The following is a 16,722-nucleotide window of genomic DNA, read 5'->3' on the forward strand; positions in this document are numbered from 1 at the left end:
ACCCACGCCCAGACATGCGGAGACGCGACATGAAGGCACTCACCTGGCAGGGCAAGCGGGACGTCCGGATCGAGACGGTCCCCGATCCCCGGATCGAGAAGCCCACGGACGTGATCGTGCGGATCACGTCGACCGGTATCTGCGGGTCCGATCTGCATCTCTACGAAGTCCTCGGGCCGTTCCTCGACCCCGGCGACATCCTCGGCCACGAGCCGATGGGGGTCGTCGAGGAGGTCGGGTCCGACGTCACCGCGCTGGCGGTCGGCGACCGGGTCGTCGTCCCGTTCAACGTGTCCTGCGGCAGTTGCTGGATGTGCGACCGGGGCCTGCAGTCCCAGTGCGAGACGACGCAGGTCCGCTCACGCGGCACCGGGGCTTCGTTGTTCGGCTACACCAAGCTCTACGGACAGGTCCCGGGCGGTCAGGCGGAGTTCCTCCGGGTGCCGTTCGGGAACACGCTGCCGGTGAAGGTCCCGCACGGGCCGCCGGACGACCGGTTCGTGTACCTCTCGGACGTCCTGCCCACCGCCTGGCAGGCCGTGGCGTACGCGGACGTGCCGCCGGGCGGCAGCGTGACCGTGCTGGGGCTCGGCCCGATCGGCGACATGGCGGCCCGGATCGCCCTGCACCGGGGCGCGGGCCTGGTCATCGGGGTGGACCTGGTCCCGGAGCGGCTCGCCAGGGCGCGGGCCCGCGGGGTGAGCACCCTGGACCTGCGCGAACACAAGGACGTCGGCGAGGAGGTGCGCAGGCTGACCCATGGGCGGGGGACGGACGCGGTGATCGACGCGGTCGGCATGGAGGCGCACGGCTCCCCGCTGGCGCACGGCGCGCACAAACTGGTCGGGTACCTGCCGGACGCGCTCGGCGAGAAGCTGATGGAGCACGCGGGCATCGACCGGCTGGCCGCCCTGCTCACGGCGGTGGACGCAGTGCGGCGCGGCGGAACCGTCTCGGTGTCGGGCGTGTACGGCGGTGCGGCCGATCCGCTGCCGCTGCTGAAGATGTTCGACAAGCAGCTGCAGATCCGGATGGGCCAGGCGAACGTGCTGCGCTGGGTGCCCGAGATCCTCCCGCTGCTCGACGACGGGGACCCGCTGGGCGTGGACGACTTCGCCACCCACCGGCTGCCGCTCGCCCAGGGCCCGGCGGCGTACCGCACGTTCCAGGCCAAGGAGGACGGCATGGTCAAGACGCTGCTGGTGCCGTGACCGCACGCCCGCCGCACGGGTGATCGCGACGTCACCCAGGGTGATCCCGAGTGGTGCGCCGAGGTGTCCCGGCGCAGCCTGGACGGGGACCGCGCACCGGCGGACGACGGTGTCCCGGAGAAGGGAACAGCGCGATGACCACCACCGACCTGGCGGCGCTTCCACCGCCCTTCGTCTTCACGTTTCCCGGCGTCTACGCGCCGCAGCACGACACCCGGCTGCTGATGCGTGCCCTCCAGGACGAGCACATCGCGCCGGGCACCCGGGTGCTGGACCTCGGCACCGGCAGCGGGGCGCTGGCCATCAGGGCGGCGCAGCTCGGCGCACGGGTCACGGCGGTGGATCTGGCCCGCCGTGCGGTCGCCACCGCCCGGCTGAACGCCTGGTTCCACCGGCGACGGATCGATGTGCGCCGCAGTGACCTGACGGCCGCCGTGGCGGGGCGCACCTACGACCTGCTGCTGTGCAATCCGCCCTACGTCCCGTCCCCCGATCCCGGGCTGCCCGGTCACGGCGCGGCGCGGGCCTGGGACGCCGGTTCCGACGGGCGGCTGGTTCTGGACCGGGTCTGCGACGGGGCGCGCGCCGCACTGCGTCCCGGCGGTGTGCTGCTACTGGTGCACTCGGGCCTGTCCGGCACCGGGCGCACGCTGGAGCGGCTGTCACGGGCCGGGCTGCGGGCGACCGTCGTCCACCGGGCGGTGGTGCCGCTGGGACCGGTGCTGCGCTCGCGCCAGGTGTGGCTGCGGCAGCAGGGTCTGCTGGCCCCCGGCGCCACCACCGAGGAGCTGGTGGTGATCCGCGCGCGACGGCCCTAGCCGGGCCGGGCGTACGCGCCGACGTCGCGGGCAGGCGAGCTTCCGGGCGGCCTCCCGCAGCTGAGCGCGGGAGGGCGAACGCCGTCCCGTACCAACACGAGGAAGGGGAAGCCCGATGAGCGAGAACGGGCAGCCGCAGCAGGATCCCACCGAGAAGCACCCGCAGCCCGACCTGCCCCAGCAGTCGCAGGAGCACCCGGGCACGACCGAGGCCATGGACCCGCGGCCGGACCACGGGGAGGACTCGTACCGGGGCAGCGGTCTGCTGAAGGACCGGCGGGCGGTCGTGACCGGCGGCGACTCCGGGATCGGCCGGGCAGTGGCGCTGGCCTACGCACGCGAGGGTGCCGACGTCCTGTTCACGCACCTGGCGTCCGAGGAGGAGGAAGCACGGGAGACCGTGCGCCTCGTGGAGGACGCCGGCCGACGGGCCGTTCCGGTCCAGTGCGACATCCGGGACGAGAAGCAGTGCCGGGCGCTGGTGGAGCGCGCGGTCGCCGAGTTCGGCCGGATCGACGTGCTGGTGAACAACGCGGCGTACCAGATGTCGCAGCCGGACGGGATCGCCGCGATCTCCACCGAGCAGTTCGACCGGGTGGTGCGGACCAACCTGTACGGGATGTTCTGGCTCTGCAAGATGGCGCTGCCGCACATCCCGGCGGGCGGCTCCATCATCAACACCACGTCGGTGCAGGCCTACAAGCCCAGCCCGCACCTGCTGGACTACGCCATGACCAAGGGAGCCATCGCCACCTTCACCCAGGGGCTCGCACAGATGCTGGCCGAGGACGGGATCCGGGTGAACGCGGTCGCTCCGGGGCCGGTGTGGACCCCGCTGATCCCGGCGACGATGCCGGACACCTCGGAGTTCGGCAAGCAGAGCCCGCTGGGCCGGCCGGCCCAGCCCGCCGAGATGGCGCCCGCCTACGTGTTCCTCGCCTCGGAACAAGCGAGCTACATCACGGCCGAGATCATGAACGCCACCGGCGGCACTCCGCTGCCGTAGCGGGTCCGGCACACGGCCCGTACGAGGCACGGCGGTGAAGGAGAGGGGTTCCGGCGGGCGCCGGGACCGGGACGACGAAGGAGGAGCGGCGATGCCCGCAGGTTCGAACCGCAAGCGTGAGCGTCAGTACGAGCACATCAAGGAGAGCGCCGAGAAGCGCGGCACGTCCGAGGGGCGGGCGAAGGAGATCGCCGCCCGGACGGTGAACAAGGAGCGCGCCCGCTCCGGTGAGTCGAAGACCGCGAGCCGGACTTCGTTGAAGGATCCGAAGTCGTCGTCGCAGCGGGGCGGTGAGCGTTCGCACAGCGGCGCGCAGGGGCCGACGCGGGACCAGCTCTACGAAGAGGCGAAGAAGAAGAACGTCCGGGGGCGTTCGTCGATGAGCAAGGACGAGCTGCGCAAGGCCGTCGGTCGCTGACCGGATCCGCAGCCGGTCAGCCGGGGCCGGTCAGCCGGGGCCGGTCAGCGGCTCGCCGCCGGGGGCGGGGCGCCGCCGCTGCCCGCGGGCCGCTCGGGCTTGGCGCGGCGGCGGTGGCTGGTGTCGCACCAGGGGTAGAGGCGGCTCCGGCGGCAGGCGCACAGGGCGACGACGAAGCGGTCGGAGACCACGGTGCGGCCGTCCGCGGTGGTCACCTCGACCGGTCCCTCCAGCAGCACCGGGCCGTCGTTTTCCAGGGAGGCGCGGACCCGGCACGGGTGTTCAGGTCGGTGGGCCACGGTGTCCGCCCTTCGTCGGCGGCCGCGCGGGGCGGCCGGGCGGCGGGGTCCGGCACGCGGACCGCGGACGCCGCCCTCCGATCCTCGCGCCGGCCGCCCGGCTCCGCACCCCGGGGCCGGTGGGCCGGCGCCTCAGGCCCCGCGGGACTCCACCGCCGCGACGGCCGCCAGCAAGGCGTCGCGGCCGATCGCGTCCGTGCGGGCCGCCCCGACGGTGCAGGCGTACGCCCCGGCGACGGCACCGTAAAGCCCGCACCGCTCCGGGGGTTCGCCGTCGAGATGGCCCAGCAGGAAGCCGGCGGCGAAGGCGTCGCCGGCGCCGTTGGAGTCGACGACGGGGGCCGGCGGTGCGACGGCGGGCAGGTGGGTGACCCGGTCGTCGGCCAGCAGGCGGGCCCCGTCCGCGCCGGCGGTGGCGACCACGAGGCGGGCCCTGCCCTGTTCCACGATCCGGCGCATGGTGCGCACGGGGTCGGCGAGCGCCGTCGCGGAGACGAAGACGATGTCCGCCCGGCGGGCGAACGCCTCGTGGTAGGGGTTCTCCCCGTCCCAGTCGTGCAGGTCGGTGGAGACGGTCACCCCCTCCTCCTCCAGCAGCGGCAGCGCCCCGGCGCACGGATGCGTGATCGAGACGTGGACGTGCCGGGAGGCGCGGGCCAGGGTGCGCAGCGTCTCCTCCGGGAACCGGTCGGTGTCGCGTCCGCGGCTGTCGTCGTAGAGGGAGAGCCGCCGGCCGTCCGGGCCCACCAGGTTGACCGCGCGCTTGGTGCCGCCTGCCGCCCGTACCCCGGTGAGGGGGATGGCGCGCTCGTGGTGGAGTGCGCGCACCAGGTCGCCCTCGTGGTCGTCGCCGAGCATGTCCAGATGGTGGACGCGCAGGCCGAGCGTGTGCAACGCCACGGAGACGAAGTCCCCGGTCTGCCCGGCACGGCTCTCGATGCCCGGCCGGATCATGTAGCTGTCGGCGTACGGCAGGGGAAGTTCCGGCACGTGCACGATGGTGTCGACGCCTGCGCCGCCGAGGACGAGGACGTCGTACTCGGTGGCCGTGGCGCCGTTTTCGCTGGTCAAGGTGGTACTCCCCCGCGTCGGGACCGCTCGGTGCGCAAGCGAGTCAAGCAGCGGGGCAGTGCTGCCGCAATGACTTGCGGAGAATTTCGGAAACTTCTTGCCGACTGCGCGCGGGGGTTCTGCGGGTGCGCGCCGCCCGTCCCCGGAGCCCCGCACCGAACCGTTCCACGGGGTGCGATCCCCACCCCGGTAGCGACCTCCGCCGCTGGACGACATAGCGTGTACCGGGGTGTAGTAAGTCAAGCCTTACTTTCACCCGACCGTGTACCGCGTTCGACCGCCCCAGGAACGAAGGAACTAGAGCCCCATGACACGCCCCGTCCGCGTCGCCATTGTCGGAGCCGGTCCTGCCGGAATCTACGCAGCCGACGCGCTGCTGAAATCCGAAGCCGCACAGGACCCGGGTGTCTCGATCGACCTGTTCGAGCGCATGCCCGCCCCCTTCGGTCTGATCCGCTACGGAGTGGCCCCCGACCACCCCCGCATCAAGGGCATCGTCACCGCGCTGCACCAGGTGCTCGACAAGCCGCAGATCCGTCTGTTCGGCAACGTCGACTACCCCAACGACATCGGGCTCGACGAGCTGCGTTCCTTCTACGACGCGGTGATCTTCTCCACCGGCGCCGAGGCGGACCGCGCCCTGGACATCCCCGGGATAGAACTCGACGGCTCCCACGGCGCCGCCGACTTCGTCTCCTGGTACGACGGCCACCCCGAGGTCCCGCGCACCTGGCCGCTGACGGCCGAGAAGGTCGCCGTGCTCGGCGTCGGCAACGTCGCCCTCGACGTCGCCCGCATCCTGGCCAAGACGGCCGACGAGCTGCTGCCGACGGAGATCCCGGCCAACGTCTACGACGGCCTGAAGGCCAACAAGGCGCTGGAGGTGCACGTCTTCGGCCGACGCGGCCCGGCGCAGGCAAAGTTCAGCCCGATGGAGCTGCGCGAGCTGGACCACTCCCCCAACATCGAGGTCATCGTCAACCCCGAGGACATCGACTACGACGAGGGCTCGATCGAGACGCGCCGCGGCAACAAGCAGGCGAACATGGTCGCGTCCACGCTGGAGAAGTGGGCCATCCGCGACGTGGGCGACCGCCCGCACAAGCTGTTCCTGCACTTCTTCGAGTCGCCGGTCGAGGTGCTCGGCGAAGACGGCAAGGTCGTGGGTCTGCGGACCGAGCGCACCGAGCTGGACGGCACCGGCAACGTCAAGTCCACCGGCAGCTTCACCGACTGGGACGTGCAGAGCGTCTACCGGGCGGTCGGCTACTACTCGGACGAGCTGGCGAAGCTGCCGTTCGACCCGTCCTCCGGCACGGTCCCGCACGTCGCGGGGCGGGTCATCGCCGGCAGCGAGCCGATGCCGTCGGTGTACGTCACCGGTTGGATCAAGCGCGGCCCGATCGGCCTGATCGGCCACACCAAGGGCGACGCCAACGAGACCGTCGAGTGCGTGCTGGAGGACCGGGCGGCCGGCCGGCTGCCCGAGCCGGTGCAGCCCGAGCCCGAGGCCGTCGTCGAGTACCTGGAGGGACGCGGCGTCCGGTACACCACGTGGGAGGGCTGGCACCGCCTCGACGCGCACGAGAAGGCGCTCGGCGCGGAGCAGGGCCGCGAGCGGATCAAGGTCGTGGAGCGGTCCGCGATGCTGGACGCCTCCGGCGCCTGACCGTCCCGCGCCGCCGCGCCCGATCCCGCCCCCGGCGGCCCTCCGTCTCCGGAGGGCCGCCGGGGGCGGGGCCGTCCCGGGGACCGTACCCGTACGGGGCGTTGTGGTGACGGGCGGCGGGTGCAACGATCCCGGTGGACGCGCGTCGGGCGACGGAGGGACACGGGATGGCTGCGGCACACGGTTCGTCTGCGGCGGAGGTCTTCGACGCGCTCGGGGCCGCCTACGAGACGGCTTTCGCGGACTCGGCGGCCCACCGGGCCTCGCTCGACGGGCTGCTGGCCGAACTGGAGCCGGGCAGCCGGGTGCTGGACGTCGGCAGTGGAACGGGCAGGCCGACGGCGCAGACGCTGGCCGCGGCGGGTCACCGGGTGCTGGGCCTGGACGTCTCCCCGGTCATGGTGGAGCTCGCCGCGCGGCAAGTGCCCGGAGCCGAGTTCCGCCGCGCCGACGTCCGGGAACTCCCGCTGCCGCAGGAGGAGTTCGACGCCGTGTGCGTCTACTTCTCGCTGCTGCAGATGAGCCGGGACGAGCAGCGGGATCTGCTCGCGCGGCTCCACGGGGCGCTACGCCCCGGCGGACGGCTGGTGGTGGCCACCGTCCCACTGGACGTCGAGGGGGTCACCGGTCTGTTCATGGGCCAGGAGGTGAGGGTGACCAGCTTCGGCGCGGACGCGTTCGAGGCGCTGGTGACCGGCGCGGGGTTCACCGTACTCGCGCGGGAGAGCGTCCTGTTCACGCCGTCACACCCGGCCGCGACGCCCGAACCGCACCTTTTCCTGCGCGCCCGGCGGGACTGACGCGCGGCGGCGACCAGCCCTCGGAACACGGTTGCGCCGACGGGCCGCGAACGCTTGCCTGGTCCGCATGCAGCAAGCGGTTTCCCCCTCCCTTCCGTCGGCGCTCGACCACCGTTACCGCGGCGAGCACCCGATCCGTACCCTCGGCTACCTCCTGCGGCCCGACCGCCGCCGGCTCGCGCTCGGCGTCCTCGCCTTCGTCGTGAAGCACAGCCCCATCTGGCTGCTTCCACTGATCACCGCCAACATCATCGACGTCGTCGTCGAGCACCGGCCCGAACGCGAACTGTGGCTGAACGCGGGCACCCTGCTCTTCGTCCTCCTCCTCAACTATCCGACGCACCTGCTGTACGTGCGGTGCCTGAACGGCAGCGTGCGCCGGATGGGCACCGCACTGCGCGAGGCGCTCTGCCGACGCATGCAGCAGCTCTCCATCGGCTACCACGCACGCACCAGCGCGGGCGTCCTGCAGTCCAAGGTGGTCCGGGACGTCGAGGCCGTCGAACAGATGGTGCAGCAGTCCGCGGACTCCGGTCTCGCCGGGATCGTGACGCTGACCGGCGGGCTGATCGTGATCGCGGTCCGGGTGCCCTCGGCGCTGCCCGTCTTCCTGGTGGTCGTGCCGGCCGCCGCCTACCTCGTGATGAGGCTGCGGTCCCGGCTGCGCAGCCAGAACGAGGCGTTCCGGCAGGAGGTCGAGCAACTCTCCGCCCGCGTCAGTGAGATGACCAGCCTGATACCCATCACCCGGGCGCACGGGCTGGAGCACGCCGCGCTCGGCAGGGTGGACGGGTCACTGCGGCAGGTGCTCGTGGCCGGTCTCCGGCTCGACCTGCTGAACGGGCGCTTCGGCGCGCTGGCGTGGATCCTGCTGAACTCGCTCGGTGTCGGCTGCCTCGCCGGGGCCGCCCTGGTCGCCTACCACGGGTGGCTGCCGATCACCGCGGGCGACGTGGTCATGCTGAGCGCCTTCTTCACCACCCTCACCGGCTCCGTCACCACCCTGCTCAGCCTGGCCCCGGCGCTCAGCAAGGGCCTGGAGTCGGTGCGTTCGGCGGGCGAGGTGCTCCAGGCCCCCGACCTGGAGAGCAACGCCGGGAAGGACCCGGTGGAGCACGTGGAGGGCCGGATCGACTTCGAGTCGACCGGCTTCGGCTACGAGGGCGGTGACGGCCCCGCCGTCAGCGACTTCACCCTCTCCGCCCGGCCCGGCGAGACGATCGCGCTGGTCGGCGCGTCGGGCGCGGGCAAGTCCACCGTGCTCAACCTGCTGATCGGCTTCATCCGGCCCACCTCGGGACGCATCCTGCTCGACGGCACGGACATGGCGACGCTCGATCTGCGGACCTACCGGCGGTTCCTGTCGGTGGTGCCGCAGGAGTCGATCCTCTTCGAGGGCACGGTCGAGGAGAACGTCACGTACGGGATGGGTCCCACGGATCCGGCGACCGTGCGACGGGCTCTGCGGGACGCCAACGCCCTCGACTTCGTGGAGGCGCTCCCGGACGGTGTACGGACCCTGGTCGGCGAGCGCGGAGCCCGGCTGTCCGGCGGCCAGAAGCAGCGCCTGGCGATCGCCCGCGCGCTGATCCGCGACCCGAAGGTGCTCATCCTCGACGAGGCCACCTCGGCCCTGGACACCCGCTCCGAGGCCCTGGTGCAGGAGGCGCTGGCGCGGCTGGTGCACGGCAGGACCGTGTTCGTCGTCGCGCACCGGCTGTCCACCATCCGGGGCGCCGACCGGATCGTCGCCATGGAGGGCGGCCGGATCGCCGAGGTGGGCACCCACGAGGAACTGCTCGACCGGGGCGGGGTGTACGCGGCCCTGCAACCGGTCGCCTGACGCGGCCCCGGCCCTCCGGACTCGTCCCGGAGGGCCGCCGGGCTCCCCGGTGCAACGGCGCGGCAACGTCGGTGGCGGTTCACTGGGGGCCACGAGGCGTACGCCCGGCGAGAGGCGGAGAGATGGACGACGTGCAGGCGCCCGCGGTGGAGATCACCCCGGCCGCCGCCGAACTGCTGCGGAAGCTGCGGCAGGACCACGGCGCGCTGATGTTCCACCAGTCGGGCGGCTGCTGCGACGGCAGCGCCCCGATGTGCTACCCGGCGGGCGAGTTCCGCACCGGCGGCTCGGACGTGCTGCTGGCCGAACTGGTCGTGGACGGCGTGGCGGAGCCGGTGCCCTTCTGGATGTCGAGGAGCCAGCACGAGGCGTGGGCGCACACCCGGCTCATCGTCGACGTGGTCGAGGGCCGCGGCAGCGGGTTCTCGCTGGAGGCCCCCGAAGGGGTGCGCTTCCTGATCCGCTCCCGGCTGATCGGCACCTGACGGGGGCCGCCCGGCCGGGCCCGCCGGGCGGTCGTCAGTGCGGGCGGCCCGGGGTGCGGGCCCGGTTGGCGACCAGGGAGCGCCGGATCTGCGCGGCGGACGCGCGGGCGTGCTCCGGGGTGGCCGTCCGGTCGGCGACCGAGGTGACGAAGCGGTACGTGGGCCTGCGGCAGCGGCCGCAGGGGACGTCGCCGTGCAGGAGGTAGCCGTCCTCGCAGTGCCGGTCGGAGCAGTCGGGGCGGGCGATCAGCCACTGGGCGATCACCTGCGGGGTGAACCGCCGGCGGCCTTCCTCGTCCAGCTCGTGCAGGGCGTGCGCCCAGCGGAGGTTCCAGCGGCGCTCGATCCGCTCCCGGAGCTGCACCGCGGAGCGGGCCCCCAGTTCCTCGCGGATCAGCTCGTGGACCTCCAGGGGCACCCGGTGCCCGAGGGCCTGCATGAGCGGGGCGGGCAGGGCGTTCAGCACATAGCGCTGGGGGTCTTCCTTGGACCGCTGGCGCCAGGTGTCGCAGTCGCAGGAGCCGTCGTGGCGCCGGGGGCCCTGGCAGCGGCCGCAGAGCCCGCGGCACTCGGCGCAGAGCCCGCCGTCCAGGCCGGCCAGGTGCGGCGCGGGGGCCCGCCCGCAGTCCCGGCAGCAGGACGCGCACAGCCCGCAGAGCCGTTCGCCGCCGGCCTTGGTGGTCCACGCACGCATCTGGCAGCGGCAGCACAGCCCGCTGTTGCAGTACTCGTGGTGGGCGGCGCCGGAGTGGCGTCCGGGGGGCGGGAGCGACATGGGCCGGGTCTCCAGGTGCGCGACGAGGTGCGGTCAGGTCCTGTCGGGTCGACGAAGCGGGCAGGTTCCTGGACACGACGTTACCGCCCCCGAGGGGGTGCCCGGGACGCGTCGCGGGGCACCGGTGGCGGCGGCGGACCATATGTCGTCCGTCGTCGGCCGACTGGTCGCCGGGACCACGGAGGCGGGTCGCCGGACCGGCCGAGGTCAGGGGCGCAGGCCGCTCACGATGTCGGCGGTGGCGACGATGCCGTCGTGGATGGTGGGGGCCATCCGGGTGCTCGCCAGCAGGAAGCCGAGCAGGGCGCAGACGATGGCGTGCGAGACCTTGAGCCCGCCGTTGCGCAGGAAGATCACCGCCAGGATGAACAGGAACAGCACCACGGAAATCGAAATGGCCATGACGAGCCTCCTCCGCCGCGCCGGATTTGCGGCTTTCGGCCGCCAGTGTGGCGTAACGGGGCGGCCGTTCGGAGGTCCGACGTGTCCGCCGAACGGGTGTTGACGCGCCGTGACCGTTTGGGGCCGGAGCCGGCGGAGTGCGCGCAAGCCACCCCGGCGCGGCGCGGACCGGGGGCTCCCCTACGCTCCGGGGCAGCGACCGCGCCGGGGGCCTCGGGGCTCCCGGCGGGATCCGCCATCCGCCGCTCCGATCTGCCAGGAGGACGCCCGCCGTGCTTCCGCATGTGTACCGGATCACGAAGTACGACCCTCGCGACCGGGGCGACCGGGGCCGCTTTCGAGGCACGGAGGAAGCGGTCGGCGACCACGGGCCGGTCGAGGCCGCCTGCCTGGACGCCGTGGCGGCGTTCGCCGAAGCTCGCGGGATCGGGCGGTTGACCATCCGTGAGCCGGAGGCGGGCACGGGCATCCGCTTCGGGGCAGGGCACCCGGTGCCGGGGCACGGCCTGGCCGGCCTCTTTCCGCCCGACCTGGCCGGCTATCACGACGGCGCGGTGGTGTCCCTCTCCGTCGCCCTGGAACTCGTCCGCGCCATGCTGCGCGAGAGTGGCGCGTGGTGCCGTCTGGAGGCGGAGGGCGAGTTCGCGGTGCATGTCGGCTGGGACCGGTGCCTGTACGTCGGCAGCAACACGGTGTGTGAGGAGGCGGTCGCCCGGACCCGCGGGCTCGGCCTCTTCGCCGAGCGCGTCGAGGGCTCGCCGTACGACTTCGAGGACGACCCGGACCTCGTGCGGCGGCCCGCCGACGACGACTTCTGGGGCCTGGTGCGCAGGTCGCTGGGCACCCTGCTGCTGGAGGAGACGCACGCCCACAACGCCTCGCGCTGGCACCGCCTGACACCCGGCAACCTCGAGTCCGTCCGTGCGCGTCTGGCGCCGCGCGCCATGCTCGCGGTGTGGCCGGACCTGTTCACCGATGTCCCCACGGCCCTGCGCTCGCTGCCGGACGAGGGCCTGGCGGAGATCCTCAGGGAGGACGCCGACGGCCGGATGTGCGGAACAGTCGTCGACATGGGCGTTTCCGAAGCGGTGGCCGCAAGCGTCGCGGGCGCACGGGCCGCGGCCGTCGTCTCCCTGTCCACCGACGAGCGTCACCCGCTGCACACAGCGGTCATGCCGGACCAGGACGGCGTGCTGCGGGCCCGGTGGCAGACCGATCCGACACCCGGCGACCGGGAGTGGGCGTTCATGTCGGTGCTGCGGCCGGGACAACTCGTCACCGGCACGGTCACGGCGGTCGCCGACTTCGGCGTGACCTTCGTGGACCTGGGCGGATGCACCGCGCTGATCAATCTTCCCGAACTCTCGCACGAGCCGGTCGGCTCCCCCGCCGACGCCGTCCGGGTGGGCGAGACGGTCACGGCCGAAGTGGTCGAGGTCGACCTCGGCCGGCTGCGGGTCTCCCTGTCGCTGAAGCGGGTGCGGACGCCGGATTGAGCCCGTCCCGGCACCCCGCCCGGCCGACGCCCTCGTTCGGGCTTCGGCCGGGCGGCATGCGGGCCGGGCGCGCGCATCAGGGGGCGGGCAGCTCCGCCAGGTCCGCGACGGTTTCGCGGTGGCGTCCCGCGGTGCCGTAGGCGATCGAGTCGGCCTTGGCGCGCTTGAGGTAGAGGTGGGCCGGGTGCTCCCACGTCATGCCGATGCCGCCGTGCAGCTGGACGCACTCCTCGGCCGCGTGGACCGCGACACCGGAGCAGTACGACTGGGCCACCGCGACCGCCAGGGCGGCGTCGGGAGCGCTGGTGGCCAGGGCGTCGGCCGCGTTGCGGGCGGCGGCCCGTGCGGAGACGACCTCCAGCCAGAGCTGCGCCATCCGGTGCTTCAGCGCCTGGAAGGAGCCGACCGGCCGGTTGAACTGGTGGCGCTCGCGGGTGTACCGGACGGTCTCGGCCAGGCACCACTCGGCGACGCCGAGCTGTTCCGACGCGAGCAGCCCGGCGCCGGCGAGCAGTCCCTGCCGCACCGCGTCGGTGGCGGCGTCCCCGGTGGCCAGCGGGACGGCGGTCGCGCCGTCGAGCCGTACGGCGGCGAGCGGACGGGTCAGGTCGAAGGGCACCAGCGGCTCGGCGGTGACCCCGTCCTGGTGCGCCTCGACGGCGTGCAGCCCGTCCGCCGCCCGGACCAGCAGCACGTCCGCGCCGGCCGCGTCCGCCACGCCCCGCACGGTGCCGGAGACCGTGCCGGCGTCGGCCGCGACCACGCCCGCGTGCGCGGCGTCGGCCGGCGCGGCGGAGAACGGGACGAGCAGGGCGGCGGTCCTGCGGCCTTCGGCGAGGTCGCCCAGCAGCGCTGCGGCCGGTCCCTGCGCGTCCGCCACCGCGAGCAGCACGGTGGTCGCCACCACGGCACTCGTCAGGTAGGGGGCGGGAGCGACGCTGCGGCCGATCTCCTCGGCCACCACGGCGGCCTCGCGGTAGGAGGCGCCCTGGCCGCCGAGCTTCTCCGGCACGAGGAGCCCGGCCGCGCCGATGCCGCCGGCGAGCGACTTCCACAGCTGGGGGTCGTACGGGGCGCCGGACTCGGCGCGGGCGAGGACGGCGGCGTGGTCGGCGCGGTCGGCGAACAGCGCCCGTACGGCGGAGCGCAGATCCTCCTCGTCCTCGGAGTAGAGCAGGTCGGGGGTGGCGGACGGCTGCGGTGCGGTCATCGGGCGAGGTCCTTCCAGGCGACGTCCTTGTCGTTGCGCGGCTCGGAGGGGAGTCCGAGGACGCGTTCGGCGACGATGTTCAGCAGTACTTCGCTGGTGCCGCCCTCGATCGAGTTGCCCTTGGAGCGGAGGTAGCGGTAGCCGGCGTCTCGGCCGGTGAAGTCGACCAGCTCGGGGCGGGTCATGGTCCAGTCGCCGTACAGCAGGCCCTCGTCGCCGAGGAGTTCGACCTCCAGGCCGCTGATCTGCTGGTTGAGGCGGGCGAAGGCGAGCTTCATGCCGGAGCCCTCGGGGCCGGGCTGTCCCGCGACGAGCTGCTGACGCAGCCGTTCGCCGGTGAGGCGGGCGACCTCGGCCTCCACCCAGAGGGTGAGCAGGCGCTGGTGCAGGTCGTGGGTGCGCAGGTCGGGACGTTCGCGCCAGGTGCGGGAGACGGGGCCGATCATGCCCCCCTCGCGGGGGATGCGGGAGCCGCCGATGGAGACCCGCTCGTTCATGAGGGTGGTCTGGGCGACCTTCCAGCCGTCGCCGACCGGACCGAGCCTGCGACTGTCGGGGATGCGGACGCCGGTGAGGAAGACCTCGTTGAACTCGGCCTCGCCGGTGATCTGGCGCAGCGGCCGGACCTCCACGCCGGGGTCGGTCATGTCGCAGATGAAGTAGCTGATGCCGCGGTGCTTGGGCAGGTCCGGGTCGGTACGGGCGATGAGGATGGCCCAGCGGGCGAGGTGTGCGCTGGACGTCCAGACCTTCTGCCCGTCGATCACCCAGTCGCCCCCGCCCTCGGCTCCGCTCCCTGCGTCGCGCACCGCCCGGGTGCCGAGGGCGGCGAGGTCGGAGCCGGCGCCGGGTTCGCTGAAGAGCTGGCACCAGACCTCCTCGCCGACCCACAGGGGGCGCAGGAAGCGCTGCTTCTGCTCGTCGGTGCCGAAGCCGAGGAGGGTGGGGGCGGCCATGCCGAGGCCGATGCCGATGCGGCGCGGATCGTTGTCGGGGGCTCCGGCGGCGGCGAGTTCGGCGTCGACGGCCGGCTGGAGGGAGCGGGAGGCGCCGAGGCCGCCGAGACCTTCCGGATAGTGGACCCAGGCGAGTCCGGCGTCGAAGCGGGCCTTGAGGAAGTCGGTGCGGCCGGTGGTGGCCGGCGGGTGCGCGGCGAGCAGTTCGCGGGTGCGGCGCAGCACCTCGGCGGTGTCGGGGGCGGTCATCGGGCGGCTCCCTCGGGCAGGACGACGAGGCGGCCGGTACTGGTGCCGTCGGCGACCCGCTGGACGGCGGCGGCGGCCCCGGCCATCGGGACCCGTTCGCCGATCAGCGGCTTGACGACCCCCTTGGCGGCGAGCCGGGTCAGCTCCCGGTGGCAGTCGCGGACGGCCTCGGGGTCCTTGGTGTTGTAGAGGCCCCAGTGAAGGCCGAGGATCGCGTAGTTCTTGACGAGCGCGTGGTTGAGCGCCGGGGCGGGGATGGTGCCGCCGGCGAATCCGACGACGACGACACGGCCCTCGAAGGCGATGCACTTGACGGACTTGGCGTAGGCGTCGCCGCCGACCGGGTCGTAGACCACGTCGGCGCCGCGTCCGCCGGTGGCCTCCTTGACGGCGGCGACGATGTCGTCGGTGTGCCGGTCGATGACGAGGTCGCAGCCCAGGGAGCGGGCGACGGCGGCCTTCTCGGCCCCGCCGACGACGCCGATGACGGTGGCGCCCGCGGCCTTGCCGAGCTGGACGGCCGCGCTGCCGACACCGCCCGCGGCGGCGTGCACGAGCAGGGTCTCCCCCGCCCGGAGGCGGGCCCGGCGGTGCAGGCCGAACCAACCCGTCTGGTAGCCGATGTGCAGGGCGGCCGCCTCGGCGTCGTCCAGCGCCTCGGGGACGGGCAGCAGCGCCGCCTCGTCGGCGACGACGTAGTCGGCGAAGCCGCCGTTCGGGAGCGCGGGGGTGGCGAGCACCCGGCGGCCGTCCTCGGTCTCGGCGCAGACCTCGACGCCCGGCGTGAACGGCAGCGGCGGCCGTACCTGGTACTGGCCGCGGCACAGGAGGGCGTCGGGGAAGTTGATGTTGGCCGCGCGGACGGCGAGCAGCACCTGTCCTTCGCCGGGGGTGGGCCGGTCCGTCTCTTCGAGCCGCATCACCTCGCTCGGCTCGCCGTTCCGGTGCACTCGCCATGCCTGCATGATCGGCCTCCACACACTGTCGGGCGTTTCCACTGCTCCGGCGCATACTAAGCGGTCGCTTGTCCACCTGGGAACACCCCTACGCGGCCGAAATGGCCTCACTGCGGCCGGGCGGGCGGTGGGTGACGACGGGCGGGGCGGCGGGGGCGCAGGCTCGGCGACGGGGGCGGCGGGAGGCGCGCGGACGCGGGCCGGAGAGGCGCATCCCCTTCAGTCCCGGCGCTCCTTCGGCCGGGCGATCACGTGCATCCGTTCCCCCTGCGGACCGAACAGGCTGAGGAATTCGACCGGTTCGTCGTCGGCCGGGCCGAACCAGTGCGGCAGCCGCGTGTCGAACTCGGCCGCCTCACCCGGACCCATCACCAGATCGTGCTCGGCGAGCAGCAGCCTGAGCCGTCCGGACAGGACGTACAGCCACTCGTACCCCTCGTGGGTGCGCTGCTCGGGGGACTCGCAGGAGGAGACGCCTTGCTGGATCAGCTTGAACGCCTGAAGGCCACCGGGGCGGGAGGTCAGCGGCAGTGCGGTACGGCCGTGGAGCACGATCGGCTTGGCCCGGACCCTCGGGTCACCGACCGGCGGCGCGCCCACCAGGTCGTCGAGGGGCACCTCGTGGGCGCGGGCGATGGGCAGCAGCAGCTCCAGGCTGGGGCGGCGGCCGCCGGACTCCAGACGGGAGAGGGTACTGACGGAGATGCCGGTGGCCTCGGAGAGCGCGGCCAGGGTGACCTCGCGTTCCTTGCGCAGCCGGCGCAGCCGGGGGCCGACACCGGACAGCACCGCGTCCAGCTCGGGATCGGCCCCCGCCCGGCCGCCGTCACCCTCGGAACCGGACGACGGACCGGACGACGGGCCGGACGCCGGGCGGGACGCCGGACCGGTCGGCCCCCGGCCGGTCCGTGCCGTGGACGGGTCTTCGTGCGGCTTCCGCCGTTCATGCTCCATACGGTCATTGCAGATTCGGCAACCGGGTTTGTCAAACCCGCCCGTTCCGGGGCCGGGGTTCGGGGCACCGGGTTCGGGGCACGCACTGGACCGGACCAGCGTCC

At 73.4% G+C, this 16,722-nt stretch carries 17 protein-coding genes; 9 read left to right on the plus strand and 8 right to left on the minus strand.

The window, feature by feature from the left end; genetic code table 11:
- Window positions 1-29: 29 nt before the first annotated feature.
- The 4 genes from Q0994_RS09645 to Q0994_RS09660 all read left to right on the plus strand — a co-directional run bounded on the left by Q0994_RS09645 (window position 30) and on the right by Q0994_RS09660 (window position 3,453).
- Window positions 30-1,211, plus strand: coding sequence for a zinc-dependent alcohol dehydrogenase (locus Q0994_RS09645; protein WP_299531629.1), 1,182 nt, complete (start codon window positions 30-32; stop codon window positions 1,209-1,211).
- A gap of 134 nt (window positions 1,212-1,345) precedes the next feature.
- Complete coding sequence (locus Q0994_RS09650) at window positions 1,346-2,029, plus strand: HemK2/MTQ2 family protein methyltransferase (RefSeq protein ID WP_299531632.1); 684 nt, start codon at window positions 1,346-1,348, stop codon at window positions 2,027-2,029.
- Between the two features lie 115 nt (window positions 2,030-2,144).
- Window positions 2,145-3,035 (plus strand): SDR family oxidoreductase, encoded by an 891-nt coding sequence (locus Q0994_RS09655; protein ID WP_299531634.1) that lies wholly within the window; start codon window positions 2,145-2,147, stop codon window positions 3,033-3,035.
- A 91-nt stretch (window positions 3,036-3,126) separates the two neighbouring features.
- On the plus strand, window positions 3,127-3,453 hold the full coding sequence (locus Q0994_RS09660; RefSeq protein ID WP_299531636.1) for a plasmid stabilization protein: 327 nt from the start codon (window positions 3,127-3,129) through the stop codon (window positions 3,451-3,453).
- A 44-nt stretch (window positions 3,454-3,497) separates the two neighbouring features.
- On the opposite strand, the gene Q0994_RS09665 is transcribed toward Q0994_RS09660, so the two are convergent.
- Window positions 3,498-3,752 (minus strand): CDGSH iron-sulfur domain-containing protein, encoded by a 255-nt coding sequence (locus tag Q0994_RS09665; RefSeq protein WP_299531638.1) that lies wholly within the window; start codon window positions 3,750-3,752, stop codon window positions 3,498-3,500.
- Window positions 3,753-3,884: 132 nt separating this feature from the next.
- Window positions 3,885-4,823, minus strand: a complete 939-nt coding sequence (locus tag Q0994_RS09670) for an adenosine kinase (protein ID WP_299531641.1) — start codon at window positions 4,821-4,823, stop codon at window positions 3,885-3,887.
- Between the two features lie 307 nt (window positions 4,824-5,130).
- Between Q0994_RS09670 and Q0994_RS09675 the strand changes: the two genes are divergently transcribed.
- The 4 genes from Q0994_RS09675 to Q0994_RS09690 all read left to right on the plus strand — a co-directional run bounded on the left by Q0994_RS09675 (window position 5,131) and on the right by Q0994_RS09690 (window position 9,620).
- A complete protein-coding gene (locus Q0994_RS09675; RefSeq protein ID WP_299531644.1) occupies window positions 5,131-6,492 on the plus strand; it encodes an FAD-dependent oxidoreductase in 1,362 nt (453 codons plus the stop codon).
- A 167-nt stretch (window positions 6,493-6,659) separates the two neighbouring features.
- A complete protein-coding gene (locus Q0994_RS09680; RefSeq protein ID WP_299531646.1) occupies window positions 6,660-7,292 on the plus strand; it encodes a bifunctional 2-polyprenyl-6-hydroxyphenol methylase/3-demethylubiquinol 3-O-methyltransferase UbiG in 633 nt (210 codons plus the stop codon).
- A gap of 67 nt (window positions 7,293-7,359) precedes the next feature.
- Window positions 7,360-9,135, plus strand: a complete 1,776-nt coding sequence (locus Q0994_RS09685; RefSeq protein ID WP_299531648.1) for an ABC transporter ATP-binding protein — start codon at window positions 7,360-7,362, stop codon at window positions 9,133-9,135.
- A 122-nt stretch (window positions 9,136-9,257) separates the two neighbouring features.
- Complete coding sequence (locus tag Q0994_RS09690; RefSeq protein ID WP_299531651.1) at window positions 9,258-9,620, plus strand: DUF779 domain-containing protein; 363 nt, start codon at window positions 9,258-9,260, stop codon at window positions 9,618-9,620.
- 34 nt (window positions 9,621-9,654) lie between these two features.
- Here Q0994_RS09690 and Q0994_RS09695 read toward each other — a convergent pair whose 3' ends face one another.
- On the minus strand, window positions 9,655-10,395 hold the full coding sequence (locus tag Q0994_RS09695; RefSeq protein ID WP_299531654.1) for a hypothetical protein: 741 nt from the start codon (window positions 10,393-10,395) through the stop codon (window positions 9,655-9,657).
- A 207-nt stretch (window positions 10,396-10,602) separates the two neighbouring features.
- On the minus strand, window positions 10,603-10,797 hold the full coding sequence (locus tag Q0994_RS09700) for a hypothetical protein (protein ID WP_299531656.1): 195 nt from the start codon (window positions 10,795-10,797) through the stop codon (window positions 10,603-10,605).
- Window positions 10,798-11,069: 272 nt separating this feature from the next.
- On the opposite strand from Q0994_RS09700, the gene Q0994_RS09705 reads away from it, so the two are divergent.
- Window positions 11,070-12,293, plus strand: a complete 1,224-nt coding sequence (locus Q0994_RS09705) for a S1 RNA-binding domain-containing protein (RefSeq protein WP_299531658.1) — start codon at window positions 11,070-11,072, stop codon at window positions 12,291-12,293.
- A gap of 76 nt (window positions 12,294-12,369) precedes the next feature.
- Here Q0994_RS09705 and Q0994_RS09710 read toward each other — a convergent pair whose 3' ends face one another.
- The 4 genes from Q0994_RS09710 to Q0994_RS09725 all read right to left on the minus strand — a co-directional run bounded on the left by Q0994_RS09710 (window position 12,370) and on the right by Q0994_RS09725 (window position 16,618).
- Window positions 12,370-13,503, minus strand: coding sequence for an acyl-CoA dehydrogenase family protein (locus Q0994_RS09710; protein WP_299531660.1), 1,134 nt, complete (start codon window positions 13,501-13,503; stop codon window positions 12,370-12,372).
- Window positions 13,500-14,708 (minus strand): acyl-CoA dehydrogenase family protein, encoded by a 1,209-nt coding sequence (locus tag Q0994_RS09715; RefSeq protein WP_299531662.1) that lies wholly within the window; start codon window positions 14,706-14,708, stop codon window positions 13,500-13,502. Before Q0994_RS09715 ends, Q0994_RS09710 begins: the two co-directional genes overlap by 4 nt.
- Window positions 14,705-15,673: an NADPH:quinone oxidoreductase family protein gene (locus tag Q0994_RS09720; RefSeq protein ID WP_299531664.1), complete on the minus strand. Its 969-nt coding sequence runs from the start codon at window positions 15,671-15,673 to the stop codon at window positions 14,705-14,707. Before Q0994_RS09720 ends, Q0994_RS09715 begins: the two co-directional genes overlap by 4 nt.
- 210 nt (window positions 15,674-15,883) lie before the next feature.
- A complete protein-coding gene (locus tag Q0994_RS09725) occupies window positions 15,884-16,618 on the minus strand; it encodes a helix-turn-helix domain-containing protein (RefSeq protein ID WP_299531666.1) in 735 nt (244 codons plus the stop codon).
- Between the last annotated feature and the right edge of the window lie 104 nt (window positions 16,619-16,722).

The organism is uncultured Streptomyces sp., assembly GCF_947488945.1.
Taxonomy (GTDB): domain Bacteria; phylum Actinomycetota; class Actinomycetes; order Streptomycetales; family Streptomycetaceae; genus Streptomyces.

What these genes read in the sequence shown, in the direction of transcription:
- Q0994_RS09645 (WP_299531629.1), top strand. Translation starts at nt 30, where the DNA reads ATGAAGGCACTCACCTGGCAGGGCAAGCGGGACGTCCGGATCGAGACG.
- Q0994_RS09650 (WP_299531632.1), top strand. Translation starts at nt 1,346, where the DNA reads ATGACCACCACCGACCTGGCGGCGCTTCCACCGCCCTTCGTCTTCACG.
- Q0994_RS09655 (WP_299531634.1), top strand. Translation starts at nt 2,145, where the DNA reads ATGAGCGAGAACGGGCAGCCGCAGCAGGATCCCACCGAGAAGCACCCG.
- Q0994_RS09660 (WP_299531636.1), top strand. Translation starts at nt 3,127, where the DNA reads ATGCCCGCAGGTTCGAACCGCAAGCGTGAGCGTCAGTACGAGCACATC.
- Q0994_RS09675 (WP_299531644.1), top strand. Translation starts at nt 5,131, where the DNA reads ATGACACGCCCCGTCCGCGTCGCCATTGTCGGAGCCGGTCCTGCCGGA.
- Q0994_RS09680 (WP_299531646.1), top strand. Translation starts at nt 6,660, where the DNA reads ATGGCTGCGGCACACGGTTCGTCTGCGGCGGAGGTCTTCGACGCGCTC.
- Q0994_RS09685 (WP_299531648.1), top strand. Translation starts at nt 7,360, where the DNA reads ATGCAGCAAGCGGTTTCCCCCTCCCTTCCGTCGGCGCTCGACCACCGT.
- Q0994_RS09690 (WP_299531651.1), top strand. Translation starts at nt 9,258, where the DNA reads ATGGACGACGTGCAGGCGCCCGCGGTGGAGATCACCCCGGCCGCCGCC.
- Q0994_RS09695 (WP_299531654.1), bottom strand. Translation starts at nt 10,395, where the DNA reads ATGTCGCTCCCGCCCCCCGGACGCCACTCCGGCGCCGCCCACCACGAG.
- Q0994_RS09700 (WP_299531656.1), bottom strand. Translation starts at nt 10,797, where the DNA reads ATGGCCATTTCGATTTCCGTGGTGCTGTTCCTGTTCATCCTGGCGGTG.
- Q0994_RS09710 (WP_299531660.1), bottom strand. Translation starts at nt 13,503, where the DNA reads ATGACCGCACCGCAGCCGTCCGCCACCCCCGACCTGCTCTACTCCGAG.
- Q0994_RS09715 (WP_299531662.1), bottom strand. Translation starts at nt 14,708, where the DNA reads ATGACCGCCCCCGACACCGCCGAGGTGCTGCGCCGCACCCGCGAACTG.
- Q0994_RS09720 (WP_299531664.1), bottom strand. Translation starts at nt 15,673, where the DNA reads ATGCAGGCATGGCGAGTGCACCGGAACGGCGAGCCGAGCGAGGTGATG.
- Q0994_RS09725 (WP_299531666.1), bottom strand. Translation starts at nt 16,618, where the DNA reads ATGGAGCATGAACGGCGGAAGCCGCACGAAGACCCGTCCACGGCACGG.